20 protein-coding genes are annotated in these 25199 nt (G+C 69.1%); 6 read left to right on the top strand and 14 right to left on the bottom strand.

The features are described from left to right. Positions 1–1590: 1590 nt before the first annotated feature. The 6 genes from rbfA to OED01_RS06290 all read right to left on the bottom strand — a co-directional run bounded on the left by rbfA (position 1591) and on the right by OED01_RS06290 (position 9511). The gene (gene rbfA / locus OED01_RS06315; RefSeq protein WP_264157527.1) at positions 1591–2016 is read right to left on the bottom strand and encodes a 30S ribosome-binding factor RbfA; all 426 of its coding nucleotides are present in this window, start codon (positions 2014–2016) and stop codon (positions 1591–1593) included. 70 nt (positions 2017–2086) lie between these two features. Next, positions 2087–4831: a translation initiation factor IF-2 gene (gene infB, locus OED01_RS06310; protein ID WP_264157526.1), complete on the bottom strand. Its 2745-nt coding sequence runs from the start codon at positions 4829–4831 to the stop codon at positions 2087–2089. A 59-nt stretch (positions 4832–4890) separates the two neighbouring features. Beyond that, positions 4891–5163, bottom strand: coding sequence for a YlxR family protein (locus OED01_RS06305; protein WP_264157525.1), 273 nt, complete (start codon positions 5161–5163; stop codon positions 4891–4893). Between the two features lie 54 nt (positions 5164–5217). Next, a complete protein-coding gene (gene nusA, locus OED01_RS06300) occupies positions 5218–6204 on the bottom strand; it encodes a transcription termination factor NusA (RefSeq protein WP_264157524.1) in 987 nt (328 codons plus the stop codon). Positions 6205–6348: 144 nt separating this feature from the next. After that, entirely contained in the window at positions 6349–8403 is a 2055-nt protein-coding gene (locus OED01_RS06295) for a PhoX family protein (RefSeq protein WP_264157523.1), read from the bottom strand. Positions 8404–8494: 91 nt separating this feature from the next. Then, positions 8495–9511, bottom strand: a complete 1017-nt coding sequence (locus OED01_RS06290) for an LOG family protein (RefSeq protein WP_264157522.1) — start codon at positions 9509–9511, stop codon at positions 8495–8497. 120 nt (positions 9512–9631) lie between these two features. Between OED01_RS06290 and OED01_RS06285 the strand changes: the two genes are divergently transcribed. After that, entirely contained in the window at positions 9632–10612 is a 981-nt protein-coding gene (locus OED01_RS06285) for an ion transporter (protein WP_264157521.1), read from the top strand. A gap of 6 nt (positions 10613–10618) precedes the next feature. Here the strand turns inward: OED01_RS06285 and OED01_RS06280 are convergent, their stop codons facing one another. Both OED01_RS06280 and OED01_RS06275 read right to left on the bottom strand, forming a co-directional pair. Then, complete coding sequence (locus OED01_RS06280; protein WP_264157520.1) at positions 10619–12373, bottom strand: proline--tRNA ligase; 1755 nt, start codon at positions 12371–12373, stop codon at positions 10619–10621. 39 nt (positions 12374–12412) lie between these two features. After that, on the bottom strand, positions 12413–13183 hold the full coding sequence (locus OED01_RS06275) for an isocitrate lyase/PEP mutase family protein (RefSeq protein WP_264157519.1): 771 nt from the start codon (positions 13181–13183) through the stop codon (positions 12413–12415). Between the two features lie 51 nt (positions 13184–13234). Between OED01_RS06275 and OED01_RS06270 the strand changes: the two genes are divergently transcribed. Together OED01_RS06270 and OED01_RS06265 are read left to right on the top strand one after the other, a co-directional pair. Continuing rightward, the gene (locus OED01_RS06270; protein ID WP_264157518.1) at positions 13235–14653 is read left to right on the top strand and encodes an RNB domain-containing ribonuclease; all 1419 of its coding nucleotides are present in this window, start codon (positions 13235–13237) and stop codon (positions 14651–14653) included. Further along, complete coding sequence (locus tag OED01_RS06265) at positions 14650–15498, top strand: aminoglycoside phosphotransferase family protein (protein ID WP_264157517.1); 849 nt, start codon at positions 14650–14652, stop codon at positions 15496–15498. The genes OED01_RS06270 and OED01_RS06265 overlap by 4 nt, the downstream gene beginning before the upstream one ends. Positions 15499–15523: 25 nt before the next feature. Here the strand turns inward: OED01_RS06265 and OED01_RS06260 are convergent, their stop codons facing one another. Beyond that, the gene (locus OED01_RS06260) at positions 15524–16162 is read right to left on the bottom strand and encodes an HAD family hydrolase (RefSeq protein ID WP_264157516.1); all 639 of its coding nucleotides are present in this window, start codon (positions 16160–16162) and stop codon (positions 15524–15526) included. Between the two features lie 106 nt (positions 16163–16268). Here OED01_RS06260 and OED01_RS06255 point away from each other — a divergent pair, with 106 nt between their 5' ends. Together OED01_RS06255 and OED01_RS06250 are read left to right on the top strand one after the other, a co-directional pair. Then, positions 16269–17729 carry an HNH endonuclease signature motif containing protein gene (locus OED01_RS06255; protein ID WP_264157515.1) on the top strand — a complete coding sequence of 487 codons (1461 nt, stop codon included), beginning with the start codon at positions 16269–16271 and terminating at the stop codon, positions 17727–17729. Between the two features lie 401 nt (positions 17730–18130). Further along, entirely contained in the window at positions 18131–18652 is a 522-nt protein-coding gene (locus OED01_RS06250; RefSeq protein ID WP_264157514.1) for an NUDIX domain-containing protein, read from the top strand. A gap of 155 nt (positions 18653–18807) precedes the next feature. Here the strand turns inward: OED01_RS06250 and OED01_RS06245 are convergent, their stop codons facing one another. From OED01_RS06245 to ispG, 4 genes are read right to left on the bottom strand one after another with little or no spacing between them, the layout of a single operon-like run. Beyond that, the gene (locus OED01_RS06245) at positions 18808–19680 is read right to left on the bottom strand and encodes an alanyl-tRNA editing protein (protein WP_264157513.1); all 873 of its coding nucleotides are present in this window, start codon (positions 19678–19680) and stop codon (positions 18808–18810) included. Then, a complete protein-coding gene (locus tag OED01_RS06240; protein ID WP_264157512.1) occupies positions 19680–20012 on the bottom strand; it encodes a nuclear transport factor 2 family protein in 333 nt (110 codons plus the stop codon). Before OED01_RS06240 ends, OED01_RS06245 begins: the two co-directional genes overlap by 1 nt. A gap of 21 nt (positions 20013–20033) precedes the next feature. Next, the gene (locus OED01_RS06235) at positions 20034–20636 is read right to left on the bottom strand and encodes an SIMPL domain-containing protein (protein ID WP_264157511.1); all 603 of its coding nucleotides are present in this window, start codon (positions 20634–20636) and stop codon (positions 20034–20036) included. Then, positions 20636–21787: a flavodoxin-dependent (E)-4-hydroxy-3-methylbut-2-enyl-diphosphate synthase gene (gene ispG, locus OED01_RS06230; protein WP_264157510.1), complete on the bottom strand. Its 1152-nt coding sequence runs from the start codon at positions 21785–21787 to the stop codon at positions 20636–20638. The genes OED01_RS06235 and ispG overlap by 1 nt, the downstream gene beginning before the upstream one ends. Positions 21788–21978: 191 nt before the next feature. Between ispG and OED01_RS06225 the strand changes: the two genes are divergently transcribed. Next, positions 21979–23832: a chorismate-binding protein gene (locus OED01_RS06225; protein WP_264157509.1), complete on the top strand. Its 1854-nt coding sequence runs from the start codon at positions 21979–21981 to the stop codon at positions 23830–23832. Between the two features lie 10 nt (positions 23833–23842). Here OED01_RS06225 and OED01_RS06220 read toward each other — a convergent pair whose 3' ends face one another. Next, positions 23843–25159 (bottom strand): M50 family metallopeptidase, encoded by a 1317-nt coding sequence (locus tag OED01_RS06220; protein ID WP_264157508.1) that lies wholly within the window; start codon positions 25157–25159, stop codon positions 23843–23845. Between the last annotated feature and the right edge of the window lie 40 nt (positions 25160–25199).

Here is a 25199-nt window from a genome sequence, read left to right as displayed (position 1 = left end):
GATACCGCGCGGCAGTGCTTCCGTGACGCTGCGCGTGACGGGGTCGATCTCGCCGCGCACGGCGAGGTCGAGGCGTCGCGCCAGGACGGCGCCGAGCCCGGCGAACGGCAGTCCGATCGGATGATCGATCATCGCCTCGTCCAACCGCGTGCGCGCGGACGCGATGTCGCCCTGCCAGACGCGCAGGAGCACGTCGACGACCGCACGGTAGGCCGACGCGAGCGGTGTGCGCTCGAACCCCTGCAGGAAGGGATCGGACTCTTCGGCGATCCCGGCCTCATGCCTGGACAGGATGCCCAGACCCCGCTCGATCTCGCCGTCGAGCGCGTGCCTCAGAGCCGCGGCGATGCCGTAGGACAGCCTGCCCTGCTCGAACGGCGCGCCCTCGAACTGCGCGTCCGAATCATCACCGCTGAGCAACCGGCACAGGGCGACGGCAGGTCCGCGGATCGCACCTCCGGCGCCGGCACGGACATCCGCCTCGCGCACCTCGGCGAGCCACATCCGCATGGCGGCATCCGCTCCGCGCTCGGCGGACAGCACCGCGGCCATGCCCGCCGCTCTCGCCCAGCCGAACCAGGCGCGCTCGTCGTCGTCGACTTCGGGACGATGGGCGGACGGGTCGGTCACCGGCAGCGAGCCGCGCAAGGACGTCTCGGCGATCATGAACGGAGCCAGAGCCCGCGCGCGGTGCTCGGGCGATCCGTTCGGGAACAGGCTTCCCAGCCATGCCACGGCATCCGCGACGAGTCCGGCGCACAGCGCGGCATTGCCGGCGACCTGCCGCGCCTCGTCTGCACGGACGCCCTCGGCATGATCGAACGCCTCGACCGCGACATGGAAGGCCGCGAGGGACTCTCCGTCCTCGGCGAGCCGTCGGGCGGCGGGCAGCAGCACCACCGCGACCTCGGGTCTCCGGGCCGTCGCCCCTCGGGCGATGTGCCACGCGGCGCGGACGGCGTCGCCTTCGCGCTCGTGGTACGCGGCCAAGCGACCGTGCACCGAGGATCGCTCGACGGGCGAGGCCGCCCCGGCGATCCAGTCGGCCATCGCAGGGTCCCGCATCGTCACGCGGCCGGCATTCACGATCAGGCACTCCCCCAGCGCGCCGGACGCGAGCGCGGCGGCGGAGAGCCCTGTGACCGCCAGCAGGACGTCGACCCGATCGGTGGTGTCCAGGGCCGCGATGATCAGGACGTCCCGTTCGGCATCCGTCAGGGTGGGGCCGTCGCCGATGTGATCCCTGGTGACGGGCAGGGGGACGGGCAGCGCACGCTGACCCTGACGCTGGCTCTCGGTCAACGTCAGGACCACGTCGTGGACGACGCGGGGCGACGATCCGATCCTCGCGTGGATGCCGGCGAGGACGTGCGGAGCGATGACGAGCCCCTGGGCGTGCAGCCGCCGAACGCCGTCGAGGACGACGTGCGCGTCCGGGGCGTCGAAAGGTCGGGCATCGGCGCGATGCCGCGTACCCGTGTCGACCATGACACCCTGCTCTCCCGACACCGCCGGGAGCGGGTCCGATCGACGACAGGGTAGCAAACGCCTGCCGGCTGCACGCGGGAGGCGTCGCGGTGGATCAGGGAATCAGTCTTCCTCGTCCTCTGTGCGGTACGGGTCGGCATCGCCCGCGTGCTTCGAGGTCGCGGCGAGCCTGGCCACCTCGGCGTCACGCTGCTGAGCTTCGCGCAGCAGCGCCGAGATGTGATCGGCGTTCTCCGGAAGCGCATCAGGGATGAACTCGAGCGTCGGTACCAGACGGGTGCTCAGCTGGCGCCCCACCTCGGACCGCAGCATCCCCGTCGCCGACGTCAGCGCAGCGGCGCTGGAGACGCGCTCCTCCTCGGTGCCGAGCACCGTGTAGAAGACGCTGGCGTGCTGAAGGTCACCCGAGACGCGGACGTCCGTGATGGTGACGTAGCCGAGGCGCGGGTCGCGCAGGCCCTTGTCGAGCCGCTCGGCCAGGATGACGCGGATGCGATCCGCCAGACGCGCCTGTCGTTCTCCAGCCATTTCCTTCTCCCTCGTTGAGACTCGTCGGGCGGGGATGCGATGCGCATCCCCGCCCGACGATCGGACTCGATCAGCCGCGAGGCTTCTCGACGAGTTCGATGGTCTCGATCTCGTCGCCGATCTGGATGTCGTTGTACTTTCCGAGGCCGATACCGGCTTCGAAGTCGGTGCGGACCTCGGTGACGTCGTCCTTGAAGCGACGCAGCGACTCGATGGCCAGGCCATCGGCGATGACGACGCCGTCGCGGATGACGCGGGCCTTGGCGTTGCGCGTGATCGTACCGGAGCGGACGATGACACCGGCGATGTTGCCGACCTTCGAGGAGCGGAACACCTCGCGGATCTCGGCCACACCCGACTGGACCTCTTCGTACTCCGGCTTGAGCATGCCCTTGAGCGAGCTCTCGATCTCGTCGATCGCGTTGTAGATGACGGAGTAGAAGCGGATGTCCACGCCCTCACGCGAAGCGCGCTCGCGCGCCTTCGTGTCGGGGCGGACGTTGAAGCCCACGATGATCGCGTTGTCGATCGTCGCCAGGTTCACGTCGGACTCGGTGATCGCACCGACACCGCGGTGGATGATGCGCAGCTGCACCGAATCATCGACCTCGATCTTGAGGAGCGACTCCTCCAGCGCCTCGACGGCACCGGACACGTCACCCTTGATGATGAGGTTGAGCGACTCGACCTTGCCCTCTTCGAGCGCACGGGTGAAGTCCTCGAGCGAGATGCGCTTGCGGGCCTTGGCCAGCTGGGCGTTGCGCTCTACCGCTTCACGCTTCTCAGCGATCTGGCGGGCCATGCGGTCCTCGTCGGTGACGATGAAGACGTCGCCGGCGCGGGGCACGGAGTTCAGACCCTGCACCTGCACGGGGCGCGACGGGTAGGCCTCGAGGACGGCCTCGCCGTTCTCGTCGGCCATCGCACGGACGCGGCCGTAAGCCGTTCCCGCGACGATCGCGTCACCGATCCGGAGCGTTCCGGACTGGATGAGCACGGTCGCGACGGAACCGCGGCCCTTGTCGAGCTTCGCCTCGATGGCGACACCGCGAGCGGCCTTGTTCGGGTTGGCCGTGAGGTCGAGACCTGCGTCGGCCGTGAGCAGGACGGCGTCCAGAAGGTCCTGGATGCCGGTGCCGGCACGAGCCGAGACATCCACGAACATGACGTCTCCGCCGTACTCCTCTGCGACGAGGCCGTACTCGGTGAGCTGCTGACGAACCTTGGCCGGGTTGGCCTCCGGCTTGTCGACCTTGTTCACCGCGACCACGATCGGCACGTTCGCCGCCTGGGCGTGGTTGAGCGCCTCGACCGTCTGCGGCATGATCCCGTCGTCGGCCGCGACCACCAGGATCGCCAGGTCGGTCACCTGCGCACCACGGGCACGCATGGCGGTGAACGCCTCGTGACCGGGGGTGTCGATGAAGGTGATCGCACGCTCGATGCCCTCGTGCTCGGTCCAGACCTGGTACGCACCGATGTGCTGGGTGATGCCACCGGCTTCGCCCTCGATGACGTTGGTCTGACGGATGGCGTCGAGCAGTCGGGTCTTACCGTGGTCGACGTGACCCATGACGGTGACCACGGGCGGACGGATCTCGAGATCCGACTCGTCCTCTTCGGCCAGCTCCTGCTCGAGGTCGAGACCGAAGCCCTCGAGGAGCTCCTTGTCCTCGTCCTCGGGCGAGACCATCTGGATCTTGTAGCCGAGCTCCTCACCGAGGACCTCGAACGTCGCCTCGTCCAGGGACTCGGTGGCCGTGGCCATCTCGCCCAGGTTGAAGAGGATCGTCACGAGCGTGCCGGGCTGCACGGTGTAACCGCGCAGGGCCTCGAGCTTGTCCGCGAAGTCCGCGATCGACGCGCCGCGGCGCAGTCGGATCGTCTCGCCGTTGCCCTTGGAGACGTTGACGCCGCCGACGACCGGCGCCGACCGCATCTCGAATTCCTGCCGCTTCGCCCGCCGCGACTTGCGCTGCTTGCTCTTGCCGCCTCCCTTTCCGAAGGCGCCGGCCGTACCACCACCGGGGCCGCGACCGCGGCCGCCGCCCCCACCGGGGCGACCGGCGAAACCGCCGGCCGGACGCTGGAAGCCACCGGCTCCCGCACCGCCGCCCGCACCACCGGGGCGACCGGGGCCGCCGGGGCGCTGCTGGAACGGAGCGCCACCGGGACGTCCGCCCTGGCCACCGCGCGGAGCGCCGGGGCGAGGGGAACCGGGGCGAGGAGCACCCGGACGCGGAGCGCCGGGGCGCGGAGCCTGCGGTCGCGGGATGTTGCCAGGGGTCGGACGCTGGCCCATGCCCTGTGCCGAGGCGAAGGGGTTGTTACCAGGACGCGGGCCTGCGGGGCGCTGCCCCATGCCCTGCGCCGAAGAGAACGGGTTGTTACCAGGACGCGGAGCGCCCGGCTTGGGTGCGGCCTTGTCGGCCGGCTTGGGTGCAGCCGGGGCGGGTGCTGCCGGGGCAGCGGCCGCGGGGGCCTCTGCTGCCGGGGCCGGCGCCGCAGGCTCTGCGGCTGCGGGCACCTCGGCCTTGGGGGCCGGCTTCGGACCCGGCTTGGGGCCGGGGGTCGGTGCCGTGGCACCGGGCTTGGGTGCGGGCGCAGCCTTCGGCTTCGCAGGCTCCGTCTTGGCCGCGGGCTTCGCGGCTCCGTCGGCCTCGATCGCCGCGCGCAGCTTGCGCGCCACCGGCGGTTCGATGGTCGAGGACGGGCTCTTCACGAACTCGCCGAGCTCCTTGAGCTTGGCGAGTGCGACCTTGCTGTCGACGCCGAGTTCAGCGGCGATCTCGTGCACACGTGGTTTGGCAGCCACAATTCTCCTGTCTGGGTCGGTCCACCCAGGCAGGGCAGACCACTAGTCGCGGACGGGTCTCATTTCGAGCCGTTCACTTTGTTTCCATAGCCGTTCAGCCGTTTCTCGATGGTCTGCGCGTCCAGCGGAGCTGAGACGCGGAGTGCTCGTGCGAAGGCCCGGCGCCGCAGCGCCTTGTCCAGGCACTCAGGTTCCGGATGCACCCACGCACCTCGTCCCGGAAGCACCGCGCGCTCGTCGATCACGAGGGCGCCGTCCTGGGCGACCACCCTGAGGAGGTCTGACCGGGAGGCACGTGCGCGGCAGCCGACACACGTTCGTACAGGTTCCATCTTACACCTCAGGGCCGATGCCCGAGCGACGTCGGCATGCCGTCGCCCGAGAGATCATTCGTCGAGGATGCTGTCCGGCTGGATGTCGATCTTCGCGCCCGTGAGTTTGGCGGCGAGTCGGGCGTTCTGGCCCTCCTTGCCGATCGCCAGCGAGAGCTGGTAGTCCGGCACCAGGGCGCGGACCGCCTTCGTGTTGGCATCCAGCACGAAAGCACTCGTGACCTTGGCCGGCGACAACGCGTGCGCGACGAACGTGGCCAGGTCGGGGTTGTGGTCGACGATGTCGATCTTCTCCCCCGCCAGTTCCTCGGTCACCGCGCGGACGCGGCGGCCGAGCTCTCCGATGCACGCGCCCTTGGCGTTGATCGCCGGGTCGTTCGCCGTGACGGCGATCTTGGTGCGGTGACCGGCCTCGCGAGCCAGCGAGACGATCTCGACCAGCCCGGCGGCGATCTCGGGGACCTCCAGCGCGAAGAGCTTGCGCACGAGGCCGGGATGGGTGCGCGACACCGTGATCTGCGGCCCCTTCAGCCCCTTCGCGACGCTCGTGACGTAGACGCGCAGACGGGTGCCGTGCGTGTACTCCTCCCCGGGGACCTGCTCCTCGGGCGGCAGGATCGCCTCGACGGAGCCGAGATCGACGTGGATCATCCGGGGGTTGGGCCCCTGCTGGATGACGCCGGCGACGATGTCGCCCTCCTTGCCGCGGAACTCGCCGAGCACCGCGTCGTCGGCGATGTCGCGCAGCCGCTGGCTGATGACCTGCTTGGCGGCGAACGCGGCGATGCGACCGAAGTCATCCGGCGTCGCGTCCTCTTCGCCGATCACGGCGCCGGACTCGTCGAGCACCGGCTGCATCACGGCGACGTGTCCGGTCTTGCGGTCCAGGTCGACGCGCACGCCGGCGGGGACGGCCCCGTCTTCGGAGACGTGCTTGCCGTAGGCGGTGAGGATGGCCTGTTCGATGATCGAGACGAGTTCGTCGAACGGAATCGCCTTCTCCTTCTCGAGCCCGCGCAGCAGTCCGAGTTCGATATCCATGGGCGTCTCCCTATTCAGCTCTTATCCGCGGCATCCCGCGGGCATCGGACCAGGATACCGGACGCGGGGCACTTCGGCCGAGTCCGCGGACGCCGCGACGCCCTCCGCCTCGCGGATGCGGAGGCGGAGGGCGTCGGTGGCGTGTCAGACCCGGTGCACCTGGACGACGGAAGGGCGCGGTGCGCCGGCGATGTCGCCGGGAGCAGACGATCCGTAGTCCGGGAACAGCGAACGAGGCGACTCGAACGTGCCGTCCTCGCCGGGGTGCTGCACGGCGACGAAGACGAGACCGTCCTTGTCGTGGATGACGGGGCCGCAGGTCTCGGCATCCCGGGGCACCGACAGGAACTGCTGCACGTGGCCGCGCTCGTCGCCGGTCAGCGGAACCTTGAACAGGCCGTCGCCGTAGCCGATCGTGCCGGGCTGCCCGTCCGTCGAGATCCACAGGTCACCCTCGGAGTCGAAGGCGAGGTTGTCGGGGCAGGAGATCGGCGAGACGAGCTCCTTGGGGAATCCGGCGAAGTACGCGCTGCCGAACGTGTTCGGGTCGCCGCACAGCAGCAGGACGCTCCAGCCGAACGTCGTTCCGCTCTGCCCCGCCGTCTCGGTGATCTCGAGCACGTGACCGTACCGGTTCCTGACGATCGGGTTGGCCTCGTCCGCCACGGTCCGCGCGGTGTTGTTGGTGAGCGCGACGTAGACCTTGCCCGTCACCGGGTTCGGCTCCACATCCTCCGGGCGGTCCATCTTGGTCGCCCCGAGGGCGTCCGCCGCGAGGCGGGTGTAGACGAGCACCTCCTCGGTGCTGAAGCCGGGCACGACCGACTCGCCGCCCCGGGTGAGCGCGAGCCATTCGCCGCTGCCGTCGAACGCGCCGTCGGACGGGAGCGCTCCGGTGCCGGTGATCTCCGCGGCTGGCGAGTCGCCGGTGAACTTCGCGACGTACAGGTCACCCTCGCTCAGAAGACGCAGGTTCTTCTTGCGCGAACCGGAGATACGGTTCTTCGAGACGAACTTGTAGAGGTAGTCGTTGCGCTCGTCGTCGCCCATGTATGCCACGACACGGCCGTCCTCGGCGACGTGCACGTTGGCGCCCTCGTGCTTGAAACGGCCCATCGCGGTGTGCTTGCGCGGTGTCGAGGTCGGGTCCTGCGGGTCGATCTCGACGATGTAGCCGAAGCGGTTCGGCTCGTTGACGTAGTCGGGGTCGTGCGCGTTGAAGCGGGGGTCGTACGTCTCCCACCCTGTGGACGTCGACGTGGTGCTCGAACCGCTGTAGCGCTTCTGCTGCGGGGTGTCAGCCGCCCAGGCGAAGTAGCCGTTGAAGTTCTCCTCGCCGGACAGGATCGTCCCCCACGGAGTGGTGCCTCCCGCGCAGTTGCCCAGTGTGCCGTGCACCCAGCGTCCCTCGGGGTCGGCTGCCGTCTTGACCAGGTCGCTGCCCGCCGCGGGCCCCGTGAGCTCGAACACCGTCTCCACCGTGATGCGGCGGTTGCGGCGGCCGTCGACGACATAGCTCCACGGCTCGCCGGTGCGACGACGCCGGATGTCGACCACCGAGAGACCCTGCGCCGCCTTGTAGATGTCGCCGCGTCTGCGCAGTTCGGCGGCATCCGTCGTCGACGGGAACATGATGCCCGGGTTGACGTACTCGTGGTTGTTCACGAGCACGCCGGTCTTGCCGCTCGGGTCGGCGATGATGTCGAGGTAGTCGCAGTTGTACCCGAACTGCTCCGCCTGCGCCTCAGGCGTCTGCGCCGAGATGTCGAAAGCCGGGGTGCGGGAGAACAGCGGGTCGCCCCACCGGATCAGCGGGTTCCAGGTGTACCCGGCCGGCACGGTGAACGCATCGACTTCTGCGGGCACCGGCGCGATCGCCTCGAAGGACAGTCCCGCACGCGCGGGGCGACCGAACGATGCACCGGATCCGGCGACGCCCGCAGCCTGCGGCGCCGAGGTCGGTGCGCCGCGCCCGACGCCGACCACGGCGGCGACGGCAGCGGCTGCGCCGAGTCCGAGCAGCGCACGGCGCGAGAACACCACGGACGCGATCGATCGGAAGTCCTCGTTCGAGGAGGTGTTGCACTCCGGCCCCAGACAGGCGTTCGCGCACTTGAGTTCGCAGGTCACCGCTGAGCGCTTCCCGCTCACGTGGGGGGCCATCGGCAGGCTGCGGCGGGGGATGTCGGTCAGGCTCATCATCGGTCCTTGTCGTCGGGTGGTGGTGCCCGAGACACGTTGCTCGCCTCGGATGACCGCCGAGTGAACGAGCGCTGAACCCTGCGTTTCCTCAGCCGGCGGACGCGAGCGCGTTCAGCGCGTCGATGAGGCGGTACAGCCCGCCGACCTCGCGTTGCCGGAGGCGCAGCGCGACCCTCGGAAGCTCGACGCGATCCCGATCGTTCACCTCGACGGGGAGAGGATCCGCGCGCTCGATCACGCCGGACGCGACGAACGGCGCGAACTCGTCGTTGAGCGCCTCGATCTCAGCATCCGTCGGCGCGTTCTTCAGGCGCAGCACCAGCAGGTCGTCCACCCAGCGCAGGGAGTCGTAGTTGCGCCAGAAGCCCGTGATCCTCGTGACGGCCTCTTCGGCCGAGTCCGTGATGAGCACACGATCGAAGTCGTGGGGCGAGATCACCCCGGCGGGGATCAGCTGGTCGACGACGAAGCGCTCCAGTCCGCGCCAGAAGGTGCCGCCCGGTGCGTCCAGGAGCACGATCGGCGTCGGCTCCGCCTTGCCGGTCTGCTGCAGCGTGAGCAGCTCGAACATCTCGTCCATCGTTCCGAAGCCACCAGGCAGGCAGATGAACCCGCTGGACTCCTTCACCAGCATGAGCTTGCGGGTGAAGAAGTATTTCATCTCGACCGACTGCGTGTCCTTCGCGACGACCGCGTTCGGCTTCTCCTCGAACGGGAGCCGGATGGAGACGCCGAGTGCCATCTTCTCCCCTGCGCCTTCGGCCGCGGCCTGCATGATCCCCGGACCCGCGCCTGTCACGACCATCCAGCCCCGTCGCGCCAGCTCCGCCGCCACGTCGCGAGCCGAAAAGTAGAGCGGATCGTCCTGGCGCGTACGGGCCGAACCGAAGACCGTGACCTTGGGCACGTCTGAGTACGGGGCGAACAGCCGGAAAGCATTTCCCATCTCACTGAGCGCCGACGAGGCGATCTTCAGATCCAGTCGATCGGTGCGGTCCTGACCCAGCTGGATGCCGGAGAGCAGGATGCGCGTGATCAGGGTGCGATTGCCGGTGATGCCCGCCTCGTCCAGAAGCGCGTCGATCCGGGTGCGGAGCTCGTCCATGGCTCTACTCTCGCACGGTCGGTCACCCGCGAGGGTGAGTCTGCGCGCGTGGGCGACGGCCGTGCTCCACAATGGTTGCCGACCGTGGCGCACGTGCCGCGTCGACAGGAGGAACGCCCCATGGGTGACGTCATCGACAGGATCCGGGCCCGGCGCCGAGCGCGCACGGAGCTGAAGAACCCGGCCTACGAGATCTTCATCGGCATCCTCTCGCTGCTGTCGATCGTGAACCTCGTGTTCGTTTACGCGCTGCACGGCGACACGGCCATGCAGATCGTCCTGACCGTGATGAACGCCCTGTTGAGCGTGATCTTCCTGATCGACTTCATCTATCGGATGGTGACCGCGGAGCAACGGTGGCGATACTTCTTCCGGGGCTTCGGCTGGGCGGACCTGCTGGCGAGCCTGCCGCTGCCGCAGCTGAAGGTGCTGCGGATCTTCCGGGTGCTGCGCGTGCTCCGGCTGATGCGCGATCTGGGTCCGCGGCGGATCGTGACGACGCTCGTCCGAGATCGTGCCAACAGCACGCTCATGACGCTGCTGCTGCTCGGGATACTGGTGCTCCAGTTCGGCAGTCTCTCCGTCCTGGCGATCGAGGAGGATGCCGACGGCGCCAACATCACGTCCGCGTCCGACGCGCTCTGGTACACGATCGTGACGATCTCCACGGTCGGCTACGGCGATCAGTATCCGGTGACCGACGCGGGTCGCATGCTCGGCGCTCTCATCATCATCGTCGGCGTCGGGATCTTCGGCACGTTCACCGGTTACCTGGCGAACCTGTTCCTCGGCCCATCGAGCGGCGTCGCTGCGGATCCTGCGGACGGCACCGGAGCGGATGCCGGAGCGGATGCCGGGATCGCACCGCCCGTCCAGAACGGTCCGTCCGCCGACGACACGGCGGTCGGCGTCGCCGCGGGCGCAGCCTCAGGCGCGGTGACGGCGGGTGCGGCCGCATCGGATCCACCCGCCGATCGCGCGGGTGCGACCGCCGGATCCGACGCCGAACGCCTCGCCGTCCTGCTGGCCCAGTCCGAGATGCTGACCGCCGAGATCAGGCGGCTGATCCATCGCGGGGCGGCCGGGGCCGACCCGCGATGAATCCGCTCAGGCCGTGAGCCGGGCGATCGCCTCATCGACAGACAGCGCATCGCGCTCACCGGTACGGCGGTCCCACAGTTCGACCTGGCCGTCGGCAGCGCCGCGGCCGACCACGAGCACGCGGGGAACCCCGACCAGCTCGGCATCGCCGAACTTCACGCCGGGAGACACCTTCGGGCGGTCGTCGTAGAGGACGTCGAGTCGGGCCCCCTCGAGGCGGGCGGCGACCTGCTCGGCGACCTCGAAGGCGACCTGATCGCGACCCGCGGCGACCACGTGCACGTCGAACGGTGCGACGGACGCCGGCCAGATCAGGCCCTTGTCGTCGTTGTTGAGCTCCGCGATGATCGCGAGGATGCGCGTGATGCCGATGCCATAGGAACCCATCGTGACGGTGACCAGCTTGCCGTTCTCGTCCAGGACCTTCAGTCCGAGCGTCTCGGCGAAGAAACGCCCCAACTGGAAGATGTGGCCGATCTCCATGCCGCGCGCGAGCTCAACGGGCCCCGATCCGTCCGGGGCGGGGTCGCCGGCGCGGACGTTCGCGATCTCGACGATCCCGTCGGCGAAGAAGTCGCGTCCGGCGACGACGTCGTAGGCGTGCTTCTGGTCGATGTTCGCCCCCGTGATCCATCGGGTGCCTTCGCTGACGCGGGGGTCGACCAGATAGCGGATGCCGGTGGCCGACTCCTCACCGAGCACAGCGCCGGTGGGCGACCACGGTCCGATGTAGCCGCGGACGAGAAGAGGGTTGTTCTCGAAGTCGTCCGGTGTCGCGGTCGACACCTCCGCGGGGGCGAAGGCGACCTCGGCGCGCTTCTCATCCACATCGCGGTCACCGGGGATGCCGACCACGACGAGTTCCCGCGAGCCGTCGGCGTGGGTCAGGGCGAGCACGACGTTCTTCAGCGTGTCCGCCGCGGTGTAGTCGCCTTCGAGCGCCTCGTTGGCGTGCGCGACCAGCGTCTCGATCGTGGGCGTGTCCGGGGAGTCGAAGATCGTCGCTTCGCCCACCGTGTCGAACGGCACGGAGTCCGGTACCGCCGTCGTGAACGCCTCGACGTTCGCGGCGTAGCCGCCGGCGGAGCGGACGAAGGTGTCCTCGCCGACCGGGGTGGGGTGCAGGAACTCCTCGCTGCGCGCGCCACCCATGAGTCCGTTGTCCGCGTTGACGATGACGTATTCGAGGCCGAGGCGCTGGAAGATGCGCTCATAGGCATCCCGCTGCTTCTGGTAGCTGACCTCGAGCCCGGCATCCGACGAGTCGAACGAGTACGCGTCCTTCATCGTGAATTCGCGGCCGCGCAGGAGGCCGGCGCGGGGACGCGCCTCGTCGCGGTACTTGTCCTGGATCTGATAGATGGTCAGGGGCAGATCCTTGTACGAGGAGTACAGATCCTTCACCAGGAGCGTGAACATCTCCTCGTGCGTGGGCGCGAGCAGATAGTCGCTGCCTTTGCGGTCCTGCAGTCGGAAGATGTTGTCGCCGTAGGATTCCCAGCGGCCTGATGCCTCGTAGGGGTCGCGCGGCAGCAGCGCGGGGAAGTGCACCTCGTGCGCGCCCGACGCGGCCATCTCCTCGCGGACGACGGCTTCGATCTTCGCCTTGACCTTCAGTCCCAGTGGCAGCCACGTGAAGATACCCGGAGCGGCGCGACGGATGTATCCGGCGCGGACCAGCAGCCTGTGGCTGGTGACCTCGGCGTCGGAGGGGTCTTCACGGAGCGTGCGGAGGAAGAAGTTCGAGAGACGAGTGACCACGCGACAAGTCTAGGGCGCGCGGCCACTCGTCCGATCCGATCAGTTCAGTGCGCGGGTGCTCGCCGGGATGACACCGTCGGCGTAGAGGCTCGATGCGAGATCCTGCAGCGCCGTGAGGGCGACGCGCTGGGTCGTCGGGCCGTAGGAGATGCGGGCGACGCCCAGCGCCTCGTACTCGGCGGCCGTGAGGGCGCCTGGCAGCCCGATGACGCTGACCCGGTTCTCGCCGATGCCGGAGACGAGCTGGCGTGTGACGTCGGCGTCCAGGATGCCGGGGACAAAGATCGTCGTCGCGCCGGCGTCGAGGTAGGCGCGGCCGCGTTCGATCGCATCCGCGATGCTCTCCTGGAGCGGACGGTCGCCTCCGCGCACGATCGCGTCGGTGCGGGCGTTGAGTGCGAAGGACACGCCTTCCGCCTCACCGGCCTTGACGATCGCCGCGACGTCCGAGACGGACTCGGCCAGCGGCTTCAGCCGGTCCTCGATGTTCGCACCGACCGCGCCGGCGGCGATCGCGAGGCGCGTCGTCTCCCCCGCGTCGCCGTACCCGTCGTCGAGGTCCGCGGTCACCGGGACGTCCACAGCCGAGGCGATGCGCGACACCATGTCGAGCATGATCTCGCGCGGAATCGTGCCGTCCGCATAGCCGAACGTGGCGGCGATCGAGTGCCCGGCGGTGGCGAGGGCCTTGGTCTCGCCGAGCGCGGCGACGGCCTGGGCCGATACGACGTCCCAGACGTTCACGACGCGGAGGATCTCCGGGGCGCGGTGGAGGGCGACAAGGGTCTTGGCTTTCTCTGCAACGGTCATGATCACACGCTAACGCCCCCTCGGGACGACGGCTCTGGATAGTCTCGATGCATGCCTCAGCGTCGCGCCCATGTCGCCCCGTCCGCCGCCCAGAGCGAGCTGGCCGCGGCGCTCGCCGGACTGCGAGCATCCCTCGATGCGCCGGTCGAGTTCTCCGCGCAGGCCGAGTCCGAGGCGGCATCGGCTTCGGCATCCGTTCCGGAGCTCGACCTGCGCGACGTGCCGTTCGTGACGCTGGACCCGCCCGGCTCGAAGGATCTCGACCAGGCTTTTCATCTCGCGCGCGCGGGTTCGGGTTTCGAGGTGCGTTACGCGATCGCCGACGTCCCGTCATTCGTCACGCCCGGTGGAGCTCTGGATGCCGCGGCGCGCCTGCGCGGCCAGACCCTGTATGCGGCGGATGGGTCGATCCCGCTGCATCCTCGGTCGCTCAGCGAGGATCGCGCCTCGCTCCTCCCGGACGTCGAGCGCCCGGCGCTGGTGTGGACGTTCGCGCTGTCCGGCGACGGCGATGTGACCGACTTCCGTCTCGAGCGGGCGCTGATCCGGTCGCGGGCGCAACTCGAGTACGCCGCACTCCAACGGATGCTGGATGCCGGGGAGGAATCTCCCGCCGATCTGCTCCGCGGGATCGGCGAGCTCCGCGTCGAGCAGGAGCGCGCGCGTGGCGGGGCGAGTCTCAATCTTCCCGATGAGGAGGTCGTGCGCGCCGACGACGGCACGTACCGGATCGAGCGCCGTCGGCCGTTGCCCGTCGAGGAGTGGAACGCGCAGTTGTCGCTGATGACCGGGATGACCGCGGCATCCGTCATGATCGATGCCGGCGTCGGCGTGCTGCGGACGATGCCGCAACCGGATGAGAAGTCGTTCGAAGCGTTCCGCCGGCAGACCGAGGCTCTGGGACGCCCCTGGACGAGGGGCGAGTACGGCGAGTACCTGCGCGAGCTCGACCGGGCGGATCCGCTGACGCTGCCCGTGCTCGAGGCCGCGGCGGCGCTGTTCCGGGGCGCGGGGTACGTCGTGTTCGACGGCGCCGCACCCGCGGATGCCGAACAGGCGGCGATCGCTGCCCCGTACGCGCACGCGACCGCTCCCCTGCGCAGGCTCGTCGACCGATGGGCTCTCGCGATCTGTCTGGCCGTCTCGTCCGGGCGGGAGGCACCAGGATGGGCCCGCGAGTCGCTGCCCGAGCTGCCCGGGCTCATGCAAGCATCCTCGCAGCGCGCCTCGAAGTTGAACTCCGCGACGATCAACTGCGTCGAGGCGGCGCTGATGACCCCGTTCGTCGGCTCACGGGTCGAGGCGAGTGTGATCGAGATCCGAGACGGAGACCGTGCGGCCGTTCAGATCGCGGACCCCGCCGTCACGGCGTCCGCTCCCGTCCCTGCCGGCTCCGCTCCGGGCGATATCGTTTCACTGACTCTGGTCCGCGCCGACATCACGAAGGGCGAGCTGGAGTTCTCGACGTGAGCGATCGGCCCGGGCGCCTGACACCGGCGCAGTGGCAGTGGGTCTCCGAGCGGATGCCCGACGCGCGAGTCGTTCGCGACATGTCCTGGGGCGTCGTGGAGTCGACGGTGCTTCACCTTCGGACCACGGACGGCGACGTCGTCCTCAAAGCCGGTGGCGCATCGAACCACCACTTCGCCCGCGAATGGGCCGCGCACCCGGCGTACACACATGATCTCGTCGCGACCGGACACGCGGCTCTCCTGCGCGACTCCGACCTGTCGCTGCGCGTGATGGTGCTCGACTACCTGCCGGGCGACCTCGTCGAGGGCACGGATGCCGAGCACGAGTCATCCACGTATCGGCAGGCGGGCGCGCTGCTGCGCCGGTTGCACGATCTCGAGTCGCGCATGGATGCCGACGTGCAGTCCGCCACGGCCGCTCGGGCGCTGAGATGGCTCGACGGTCCGCACCGCATCGACGAGACGGATGAGAGGGCGGCGCGAGTGGCGCTTGCGGCCGCTCCGACCGGCCCCGTCCGAGTGGTGCCGACGCACGGTGACTGGCAGCCGCGGAACTGGCTGCTCGACGACGGCACCGTGCGGATCATCGACTTCGGGCGTTTCGGCTTCCGTCCGCCGTCCAGCGATCTCGCACGCCTGGATGCTCAGCAGTGGCGCGGAAGGCCGGACCTCGAGCAGGCCTTCTTCGAGGGGTACGGCGAGGACCCGCGGGATCCGGACCTCTGGCGTTGGGACCGACTCAAGGAAGCGGTCGGGACCGCCTGCTGGGCGTTCCAGGTGGGTGAGGAGGACTTCGAGGCCCAGGGGCATCGGATGCTCGCCGAGGCGCTCGACGCGTTCTGAGGATCAGTGAGCCGATCCTTTCAGATCAGCTCGAAGCGAGAATCCGCGTGATCGCGGTGGGCACATCGGCCGCGGTGATCGTTGCGACGGTCCCGAGGTCGCCGGTAGGGTCATCCGCGATCCATGCCGTCTCGAGTCCCGCGGCCGCGCCGCCGAGGACGTCGGATTCGAGGCCGTCTCCGATCATCCAGCCACGCAGCGGCGCTCCGAGGCGACGAGCAGCCAGAGCGAAGATCGCCGGATCCGGTTTGCGGACGCCGGCCTCCGCGGAGATCACCCATCCGTCGACCGCGTCGCCGAGACCGGTTCGAAGGATCTTGCCCTCCTGATTGTCGACCTCGCCGTTGGTGACGATACCGATCGTCCAGCCCGCCGAACGCATCGCCGCGAGCGCCTCGAGCGCTCCATCGGGACAGGTCACGAACCGCGGCATCCGACGGCGATACGCCTCCCGCAACCGGATCGGGTCGTCAGACAAGGCGAAGGTGTCGACGACGTCCTCGAAGACATCCGCCTTCGAGCGCCGTTCGCCGAGGGCTGCCGCGAGGTATGCGATCTGGTCGGATCTCAGTTCGCGCTGCTCGCCGAACTCTCGAGCCCACCGCGCCGCCGCTTTCGCCTGATCGATCAACGTGCCGTCCAGATCGAACAGCGCGAGGGGCATGACGCCAGCGTACTCAGCGAAGGCGTTATGAATCCGTTACCGGCTATCGGCTGAATCGGACTCGAAAAAAGGTTCGAATGTCGGTGGCCTCGGGGATCATCGTCGTATGAGCTTCTTCACCGAGATCGACGAGCAGGTCACGACCCTGCGCGCGCTCCTCGGTGAGGATGCTGCGGCCACCGAGCTCCCCACGGCACTGCGTGCGCTCTCCGATGACGAACTCGTCGAGACGATGCGCGCGTCAGCTGCGCTCTCGCGGTGCCTCGACAGGGTCACCGCGCTGGGTGCCGGCATCGCCGCGGCGCGATCCGCGCGCGAGTCCGGACACGATGGCCTGGCGCAGCGGCACGGACATCGGAGCACCGTCGGACTCCTGCAGGACGTCACCGGGAGCACCCGTTCGGATGCCGCACAGCGGATCCGCGTCGGATCGGCGCTGCTGGGCAGCTCCGACCGCGACGCCACCGCGGGTGAGGCCCACGACGCGGCATCACCCGCGCACACCTGGCATGAGCCAGCCGACCAGGCGTTGCTGACCGGGCGCATCTCCGCCGCGCAGCACGACGCGGTCCTGCGGGGCCTGGGCGAGCCGCCGCACGAAGACGACGGCGATCGGGTGCCGGATGCCGAGGGCCTCGCCGCGTGGACGCTGGCCGTCGCGCAACTGGTCGATGAGGCGGCGCACCGCACGGTCGAAGAGCTGACATCGGCTGCGCGCACCCTGCGCGACATCCTCGACCCGGACGGCTCCAGGCGCCGCTTCCTGGAGCGGCACGAGAACCGCTCATTCCGCATGTGGACTGATCGCGACGGCGTCCACCACGGCGCGACCACCTACGACGACGAAGGCTTCGCTCTCGTGAAGACCATCCACGACGCCGCGTTGCGTCCGCGGCGCGGCGGGCCGCGCTTCGTCGACGATGCCGAGCAGGCAGCCGCGCAGACGCTCGCCGCCGACCCGCGCACCAACGACCAGCTCGCGTACGACCTGATGATCGATCTCCTCGATGCCGGGTCCCGGGCCGACGCTGCGACCGTCTTCGGCGTCAAGCAGGCCGGCGTCCGACTCGTGCAGACGATCGACCACGACGGCGAGCGCGGAGCCGCGCTGACCGAAGACGGCTTGATCGCTCTCCCCCGCGAGAGCGCCGAACAGCACATCTGCGACAGCGGAGCGCTCCTCGTGACGGTCGATCCGCGCGGGAACCCGCTGCGGATCGGACGTGAGCAGCGGCTCTTCACACCTCCGCAGCGCATCGCACTGGCCGTCCGAGACGGCGGATGCCGATGGCGGAACTGCGACCGGCCAGCCTCGTACTGCGAGGCGCATCACATCGATGAGTGGGCGGGAGGAGGACGCACGGACGTGGAACGCGGCATCCTGCTCTGCCGCTTCCACCACATGCAGCTGCATCACGGCGGATGGCGGATCACCCGCGACGGAACAGACGACTTCGTCTTGCGCGAACCGGGTGGTGCGACCGTCGCGCTGCCACCGCGGGTCGCCCTGCGCTACGCGTTCTCGGACATCGATCCGCCGCCGCGACGATTCGCGCCTGCAGCCTGACCCGTCTTCGCCGGGGCACGTGTCGGGTCTCCACACCGGTGGGCTGACGGACCTCTACGCGTGCGGCGTGACGCAGCTTCGCGGGCACAACCAGCGGACCCGAACTCGCGACCTGGCGGATCTCCGCACCGACGGGCCTACAGACATCCGCACACTCAGCCTGACGCGCCTTCGCGAACACAACCAGCCGAGCCGCGCTCGTCACCTGACGGATCAGCACTTGATGTGCCGGCATTCCGCGCCTGAGGCCTGACGTTCGTCGCGCGGGCGGCATGGCCGTTCACGGCCGCCGTCGACAGTGCGCGCGTCGGATTATCGACAACCCGACCCTGACGCTGTCGTTCCGGACCCGCGTCCGGAACGAGACGACGGTTCCGGTGCCCCGTCTCTAGGCTGACAACATGTCGTCGCCCCAGCCCACCGTCGTCGAGAAGGCCGTCTGCTACGTGATCGCCGACGGACATCTGCTCGTCTTCACGCACGATCACCAGCCGATGGATGTCACCGGCGTGCAAGTGCCCGCAGGCAGCGTCCACCCCGGCGAGACACCGGCCGACGCCGCAGTCCGCGAACTGCGCGAGGAGACCGGACTGCACGGCCGCGTCGAGCGCGCCCTCGGTGCGACCGACTACGACCTCGCGCCGTCGCGCGACGAGATCGCCCGGCGGCACTTCTTCCTGATGTCCGTCGACGTCACCGACATCAGCACGGTGTGGTCGGCCGGAGAGCACGACCCGTCAGACGCGGACGCCGACCACGCGTGGACCTGCCGCTGGATCCCGCTCGCGCAGGCACACGTGCTGGCCGCCGGACTCAGCGCGAAGCTCGGTGACGCCGTACGAACCGACCAGGCCATGGGAGACAGCCAAGTCGTGCGAGACACCTGGGCCGAACCAGCCGGCCCGGCCGTACGAGACGGCTAAGCCATGCGAGCCGCCAGGCTGTACGTGCAGGCCAGGCCATGGGAGACGGCCAAGTCGTGCGAGACACCTGGGCCGAACCAGCGGCCCGGCCGTACGAGACTGCTAAGCCATACGAGCCGGCTGTGCCGTGCGAGCCGCCCGGCCGTACGAGCCCTCTAAGCTGCCGGCGTCGCCACCGTCGTCATCACGAGCAGCTGCGGATCGGACAGATCCAACGACACGACGATCGACGCGAACTCCGACAGCGCATGCACATGAGTGCCACCGCAGGGAATCGACGCGGTCCCCTCGGGCAGCGCGCACTCCCATCGACGCATGTCGATGATCGTCGGCCCGTCTGTCACGATACGGCTCGAGGCGCCCGACGCGACCCAGGCCGACAACTGCTCGTTGATGCGCTGCTCGCGCTCGCCCAGCGACGCCGCGAAGCTTTCCGTATCGAACCCGGCACGACGCAGGCTCTTCCCCAGCCGGTACTCATCGACCGCGCCGCCCTCGTGGATCCGGCTCGTCTGGTTCGCCCGACCCTCGAAATCGGGGTTGCCGAGCGCGTCGGTTCCCGGATCCTTGCGCCACAGATCTGCGACGGCGAGATCCAGGGCGAGCGAGGCGAGATGGCACGACGTATGCCCCCGACTGAGTGCCGCCCGCAGCCCGGCATCCGCGCTCAACGAGACCTCGACGCCCGGTTTCAGCCAGTCGGGCGCATCCGGTGCCGCCAGCCGGTGACCGACCTGCCACGCCCATCCCACGACACCGCGCTTGACCGGGATCTCAGCGCCCACGAAAAACGCGCCGTCCTCGCTCTCGGCGACCATCACGGCTTCGACGACATCGGCCGACTCGTCGCCGGACGCGATGGTCCCGGCATCACCCGGCTGATCAGGCCAGGTGTGATCGATCGGGTGGAACGGCGTCGCATCGGTGACGACGATCGCGCCGCCCTGGTGCGAACGCACGGTGCGGACGATGCTCTCTCCCGCTGTCTCGCCCGATGCGAACGAGACCACGGTGTCCTGCGCGGCCATCAGTGGTTCGGGGGAATCGTGAAGCTGGCGAGACGGTCACCGTCTACGACGAAGATGCCGTTCGACTCGCCGTTGAACACGCGACTCGACCAGGCGAACCTCACGCTCGTCGTATCGCCCTCGGTCTCCGCGGTCAGCAGGGTCATCCGGGCACCGGCACCGATCGCGTCACTGCCCGCCCACCGATGCACGCCGTCGCGACCCCGCATCACCCGGCCCCAGTCGTCGATGAAGCCGTCTTCCGTGAACGCCGCCACGAACGCGTCCGTGTCCGCGGCGTTGATCGCGTCGACCATCGCCTGCACCGGCGCCGGAACAGTCAGTTCAGACATCCTCGTCCTCCTTCATGAACATCATTCGGTCTCGAAGTCGCCCGTGACCGCGACCCGCACGGTGATCTCGGGGATCGTGAGCTCTGGGCCACCACCGGACCCGCGACCGCCCTGCGGCGCATAGCCCTGGTCTTCACGGATCGCCACGACACGCTGCACCGTCTGTCCGAGTGCGGCCGCGAAATCGGCCGCCTTGGCTGACGCATCCTTCACCGCGACCGAGCGCAGGTGGCGAGTGACAGCGTCGCGCGTGACCTCCGTCAGCGCCCACGAGGTCGACACCGTCGCACCGAGCGCACTCAGCGCCGCCACGACGTCCGCCACCTCCGCGAGCCGTGACATCTTGATGCGGACCGTGCCACGGGTGAGATGGTCGCGGTGCTTCGCACCGTTCTTGTCGGTCCAGACGCGGGCGCTCGTGCTGAGGACATCCACCGAATGCCAGGTCGCGGCGCCGGACGCGCGCAGACGCACAGCCTCTTCGGCGAGCTGCGCGTGCACCCTCGCGCCCTGCCGGATCGACATGTCGCGATCCACGTGAGCGATCGCGACCTCCGCGCTCAGCGTCGCCCGTTCGGCGACGACGTGCTGCTCGCCGAGACCTGCGGCTGTGATCACCGCCATCAGACGGTCGTCACCTGAGCGGTGCCGAGCGGTGCATCCGGCCCCATCTCGGCGGCGATCCGGTTCGCCTCCTCGATGAGCGTCGCGACGATGTCCGCCTCCGGCACGGTCTTGATGACCTCGCCCTTGACGAAGATCTGCCCCTTGCCGTTGCCCGAGGCGACGCCGAGGTCGGCCTCGCGAGCCTCACCAGGACCGTTCACGACGCAGCCCATGACAGCGACGCGCAACGGCACCGTCATATCCTTGAGGCCCTCGGTGACATCCTCGGCGAGCGTGTAGACGTCGACCTGCGCACGCCCGCAGGACGGGCACGAGACGATCTCGAGCTTGCGCTCGCGGAGGTTCAGCGACTGCAGGATCTGGTGGCCGACCTTGACCTCCTCGGCCGGCGGCGCGGACAGGGACACACGGATCGTGTCGCCGATACCCTCACCCAGCAGGATGCCGAACGCCGTCGCGCTCTTGATCGTGCCCTGGAACGCCGGGCCCGCCTCCGTCACGCCCAGGTGCAGCGGCCAATCGCCCATCTGGGCCAGCAGACGGTAGGCCTGCACCATGATCACCGGGTCGTTGTGCTTGACCGAGATCTTGAAGTCGTGGAAGTCGTGCTCCTCGAACAGCGACGCCTCCCAGCGGGCGCTCTCGGCGAGCGCCTCCGGCGTGGCCTTGCCGTACTTCTGGAGCAGACGCGGGTCCAGGGAGCCGGCGTTGACTCCGATTCGCAGCGAGACCCCCGCATCCTTGGCGGCCTTGGCGATCGCGCCGACCTGATCGTCGAACTTGCGGATGTTGCCGGGGTTGACGCGCACGGCGGCGCAGCCGGCGTCGATCGCCTGGAAGACGTACTTCGGCTGGAAGTGGATGTCGGCGATCACGGGGATCTGACTCTTCTTGGCGATGATGTGCAGCACATCGGCGTCGTCCTGCGACGGCACCGCGACGCGCACGATCTCGCAGCCGGATGCCGTGAGCTCGGCGATCTGCTGAAGCGTCCCGTTGATGTCGGTGGTCTTGGTCGTCGTCATCGACTGCACGCTGACGGGGGCGTCACCGCCGACCAGCACCTTGCCCACCTTGATCTGGCGGGACTTCCGGCGCGGGCTCAGGACTTCGGGGACGCGGGGCATCCCAAGATTGACTGCTGGCACCCCACCAGATTACGCGGCCGAAACGTGGCCAGGCTGGATACACGCAGTGTGATAGTTTCGGCCCATGCTCGCGAACCTCACCTGGTGGCCCGCCTCCTAGGCGGTGTGTTCGCGTTCCCACGAATCCAGACCGCCCCCGGGGCGGTCTTTTCGTTGAGTCGCGCCGGATGCCCGATCCTCAGGAGACCCCGATGATTCAGCTGCCCGACCAGAGCGCCTCCTTCGTGCTCATCGCACGCGAGGGCTCCGACAGCGTCGAGCTGCTCACCGGTGACGTGGTCGATGTCGACCTGCTCGCCGACATCCCGCTGACGGCTGAGGGAACCCCGCAGGAGGTGTTCGCGCTCGTCCCGTATCGCCAGGTCCGCGAGCGCGGGTTCGAGGCGAGGGACGACGCGACCCCGTTGCGCTGCATCATCGTCGACCGTCATGACCATCTCCCGTTCGACGACGTGGTGGCTTCGCTCCCCCGCGAGCCGATCGCGCTGCGGGATGCCGGCTTCGACATCTCCGACGAGGACTACGCCGCCGTCGTCGAGCGCGTCATCGCCGAGGAGATCGGCCGGGGCGAGGGCGCCAACTTCGTGATCCGCCGCGACTACACCGCCCGTTTCGACGGCGACGACCGCACGGCGGCGCTCACTTGGTTCCGCGCCCTGCTCGAACACGAGCGCGGCGCGTACTGGACCTTCGCGGTCATCACCCCCGGCCAGATCCTCGTGGGTGCGAGCCCTGAGGCGCATGTCGTCGCCAAGGACGGCATCGTGACCATGAATCCGATCTCGGGCACCTTCCGCCATCCTGCCGGTGGCGCCACCAAGGAGTCCCTCGTCGAGTTCCTCTCCTCCACGAAGGAGACTGAGGAACTCTTCATGGTCGTCGACGAGGAGCTCAAGATGATGAGCGCCGTGTGCTCGGACGGCGGACGCATCACCGGCCCTCATCTCAAGCAGATGTCGCGGCTCACGCACACCGAGTACATGCTGCGCGGCTCCAGCCGGCTCGACCCCCGCGACATCCTCCGCGAGACGATGTTCGCGCCGACCGTGACCGGCTCCCCGATGCAGAACGCGTGCACGGTGATCCGCCGCCACGAGGCGAAGCCCCGCGGCTACTACTCCGGCGTCGCTGCGCTGTTCACGCCGAACGCGCACGGCGGTCACGACCTCGACGCGCCGATCCTCATCCGCACCGTCTACGCGCAGGACGGGTCGCTGCGCGTTCCCGTCGGCGCGACGCTCGTGCGCCACTCAGACCCGCACGGCGAGGTCAGCGAGACCCATGGCAAGGCGGCAGGCGTCCTCGGCGCGATCGGCGCCATCGATCGCGACGAGGTGGTGGATCCCGATGCCCCGGCGGCGCCGGTCGATCTCGCCGCGGATGCCGACGTCACCACCCTGCTGAGCGCACGCAACGCCCGTCTCGCCGAGTTCTGGCTCAACCCGCAGGGCGACGACACCGCCGGTCCGTTCGTCGGCCGCTCCGCACTCGTCGTCGACGCCGAGGACCGCTTCACGACGATGCTCGCGCACCAGCTGCGCCATCTCGGACTCGACGTCCGGATCCTGCCGTGGAGCGAGGCGACCGACGCGGATGCCGACGCCGCCGACCTCGTCGTCGCCGGCCCCGGCCCCGGTGACCCGCGCGACGATTCCAGCCCGCGCATCGCCCGCATGCGGCAGCTCGTCGCACGTCGCCGCGACAGGCAGCGCCCGTTGCTGGCCGTCTGCCTGAGCCACCAGATCCTCGCCGACGGCTTCGGGATCGACCTCGCTCCGTTGGACAGCCCGCACCAGGGGCTCCAGAAGGTCGTCCCCGTGTTCGGCGAGGACGCCTCGATCGGCTTCTACAACACGTTCACGGCCCGCGTCGCGCCCGGCACCGCACGAGTCGGCGAGGTCGAGGTCTCCGCGGATGCCGCGACCGGGGACGTCTACGCGCTGCGCGCGCCGCACGTCGCCAGCGTGCAGGGCCACCTGGAGTCGATCCTGTCGCGCGACGGCATCCGCACCCTGCAGCGCCTGATCGCGCACACCCTGGCCTGAGCGGCCGGTATCAGCCGCCGAGCAGGTCGATCGGGTTGAACACGTCGGCGATCAGCAGCAGCGCGCCCATCGCGATGAGCAGCGTCGCGACGACCACGGTCAGCGGCACCAGTCTCGTCGCGTCCACCGGCGCGGGGGGCGGCTGACGGAACAGCTTCGCCCAGGTGCGCCGGATGCCGTCCCACAGCGCAACCACGATGTGACCGCCGTCCAGGGGCAGCAGCGGGATCATGTTGAACACGAACAGCGCCACGTTCAGCGACCCGAGCAGGTTCAGGAGCACGGCGAACCGGTTCAGCACCGGCGCATCGGTCGCGGCGACCTCGCCGGCGAGTCGTCCGACGCCCACGACGCTGAGCGGCCCGTTCGGATCCCTCTCGCCACCGGTGAAGGTCGACACCGCGATGTCCCACAGCCGCACCGGGAGCGTCGCGATCATGGTCGTCACGCGACCGGCGGCCTGCATCGTCATGTCGAATCCGGCCGTCAGCGGCTGCTGCACGAAGCCCATCTGCGAACCCATGCCGACGTATCCGACCTCGGCGACGATCTCCTCGCCGTTCTCGTCGAGGATCGGCTGACCGGACGCATCCGTCATGGTGCGTTCCGCGGCGATCGGAGTGACCTCCAGCGGGACGAGTTCGCCGTCGCGCTCGACGACGACATCGAGCGACTCACCCGCCGAAGCCTGCACGATCTCGGTCGCCTCGGCGAAGGTCGCCACCTCGATGCCGTCGATCGAGACGATCACGTCGCCGGGCTGGACGCCCGCCTCGGCGGCCGGTGTCGCCGGGTCGTCAGCGGAGCACTCGGTCTGCGACGTGCCGGCGGGCAGCACGCACTCGGACACGGAGGCGATCGTCGTGGTCCCCTGTTGCAGCCCGATGCCGGAGACCAGCACGGTGAAGATGACGATCGCGAGCAACAGGTTCATCACCGGGCCGCCGAGCATCACGATGACCCGCTTGTACACAGGCAGCTTGTAGAAGACGCGGTCCTCGGCGCCGGCCGCGATGGTCTCATCGTTGGCCGAGCGCGCATCCTGGATCAGCGTGCGGAACAGCCCGCCGGCCGGCTTGTCGCTCGTCGAGGCCGGATACATGCCGGACATCGAGATGAAACCACCCAGCGGCAACGCCTTGAAGCCGTACTCCGTCTCGCCGATCCGCTTCGACCACAGCCGCGGGCCGAAGCCGATCATGTACTGCCCGACGCGCACGCCGAACAGCTTCGCAGGGACGAGATGGCCGATCTCGTGCAGCCCGATCGAGAGGCCGAGGCCGACGAGCATGAAGAGGATACCGACCACGTACAGCAGGATTTCCACCACATCACCGTACTGGTCCGTCACGAGGAATCCGCTGAGT

The sequence above is a fragment of the Microbacterium sp. M28 genome (genome assembly GCF_025836995.1).
Taxonomy (GTDB): Bacteria; Actinomycetota; Actinomycetes; order Actinomycetales; family Microbacteriaceae; genus Microbacterium.
The sequence above is the reverse complement of the archived record's forward strand: the minus strand, read 5'-3'. Positions and strand labels throughout refer to the sequence as shown.

Bases quoted from the DNA above. Each gene is read 5' to 3' on its own strand.
- rbfA (WP_264157527.1), bottom strand. From the start codon at position 2,016: ATGGCTGGAGAACGACAGGCGCGTCTGGCGGATCGCATCCGCGTCATC.
- OED01_RS06305 (WP_264157525.1), bottom strand. From the start codon at position 5,163: ATGGAACCTGTACGAACGTGTGTCGGCTGCCGCGCACGTGCCTCCCGG.
- nusA (WP_264157524.1), bottom strand. From the start codon at position 6,204: ATGGATATCGAACTCGGACTGCTGCGCGGGCTCGAGAAGGAGAAGGCG.
- OED01_RS06295 (WP_264157523.1), bottom strand. From the start codon at position 8,403: ATGAGCCTGACCGACATCCCCCGCCGCAGCCTGCCGATGGCCCCCCAC.
- OED01_RS06290 (WP_264157522.1), bottom strand. From the start codon at position 9,511: ATGGACGAGCTCCGCACCCGGATCGACGCGCTTCTGGACGAGGCGGGC.
- OED01_RS06285 (WP_264157521.1), top strand. From the start codon at position 9,632: ATGGGTGACGTCATCGACAGGATCCGGGCCCGGCGCCGAGCGCGCACG.
- OED01_RS06275 (WP_264157519.1), bottom strand. From the start codon at position 13,183: ATGACCGTTGCAGAGAAAGCCAAGACCCTTGTCGCCCTCCACCGCGCC.
- OED01_RS06270 (WP_264157518.1), top strand. From the start codon at position 13,235: ATGCCTCAGCGTCGCGCCCATGTCGCCCCGTCCGCCGCCCAGAGCGAG.
- OED01_RS06260 (WP_264157516.1), bottom strand. From the start codon at position 16,162: ATGCCCCTCGCGCTGTTCGATCTGGACGGCACGTTGATCGATCAGGCG.
- OED01_RS06255 (WP_264157515.1), top strand. From the start codon at position 16,269: ATGAGCTTCTTCACCGAGATCGACGAGCAGGTCACGACCCTGCGCGCG.
- OED01_RS06250 (WP_264157514.1), top strand. From the start codon at position 18,131: ATGTCGTCGCCCCAGCCCACCGTCGTCGAGAAGGCCGTCTGCTACGTG.
- OED01_RS06245 (WP_264157513.1), bottom strand. From the start codon at position 19,680: ATGGCCGCGCAGGACACCGTGGTCTCGTTCGCATCGGGCGAGACAGCG.
- OED01_RS06240 (WP_264157512.1), bottom strand. From the start codon at position 20,012: ATGTCTGAACTGACTGTTCCGGCGCCGGTGCAGGCGATGGTCGACGCG.
- OED01_RS06235 (WP_264157511.1), bottom strand. From the start codon at position 20,636: ATGGCGGTGATCACAGCCGCAGGTCTCGGCGAGCAGCACGTCGTCGCC.
- OED01_RS06225 (WP_264157509.1), top strand. From the start codon at position 21,979: ATGATTCAGCTGCCCGACCAGAGCGCCTCCTTCGTGCTCATCGCACGC.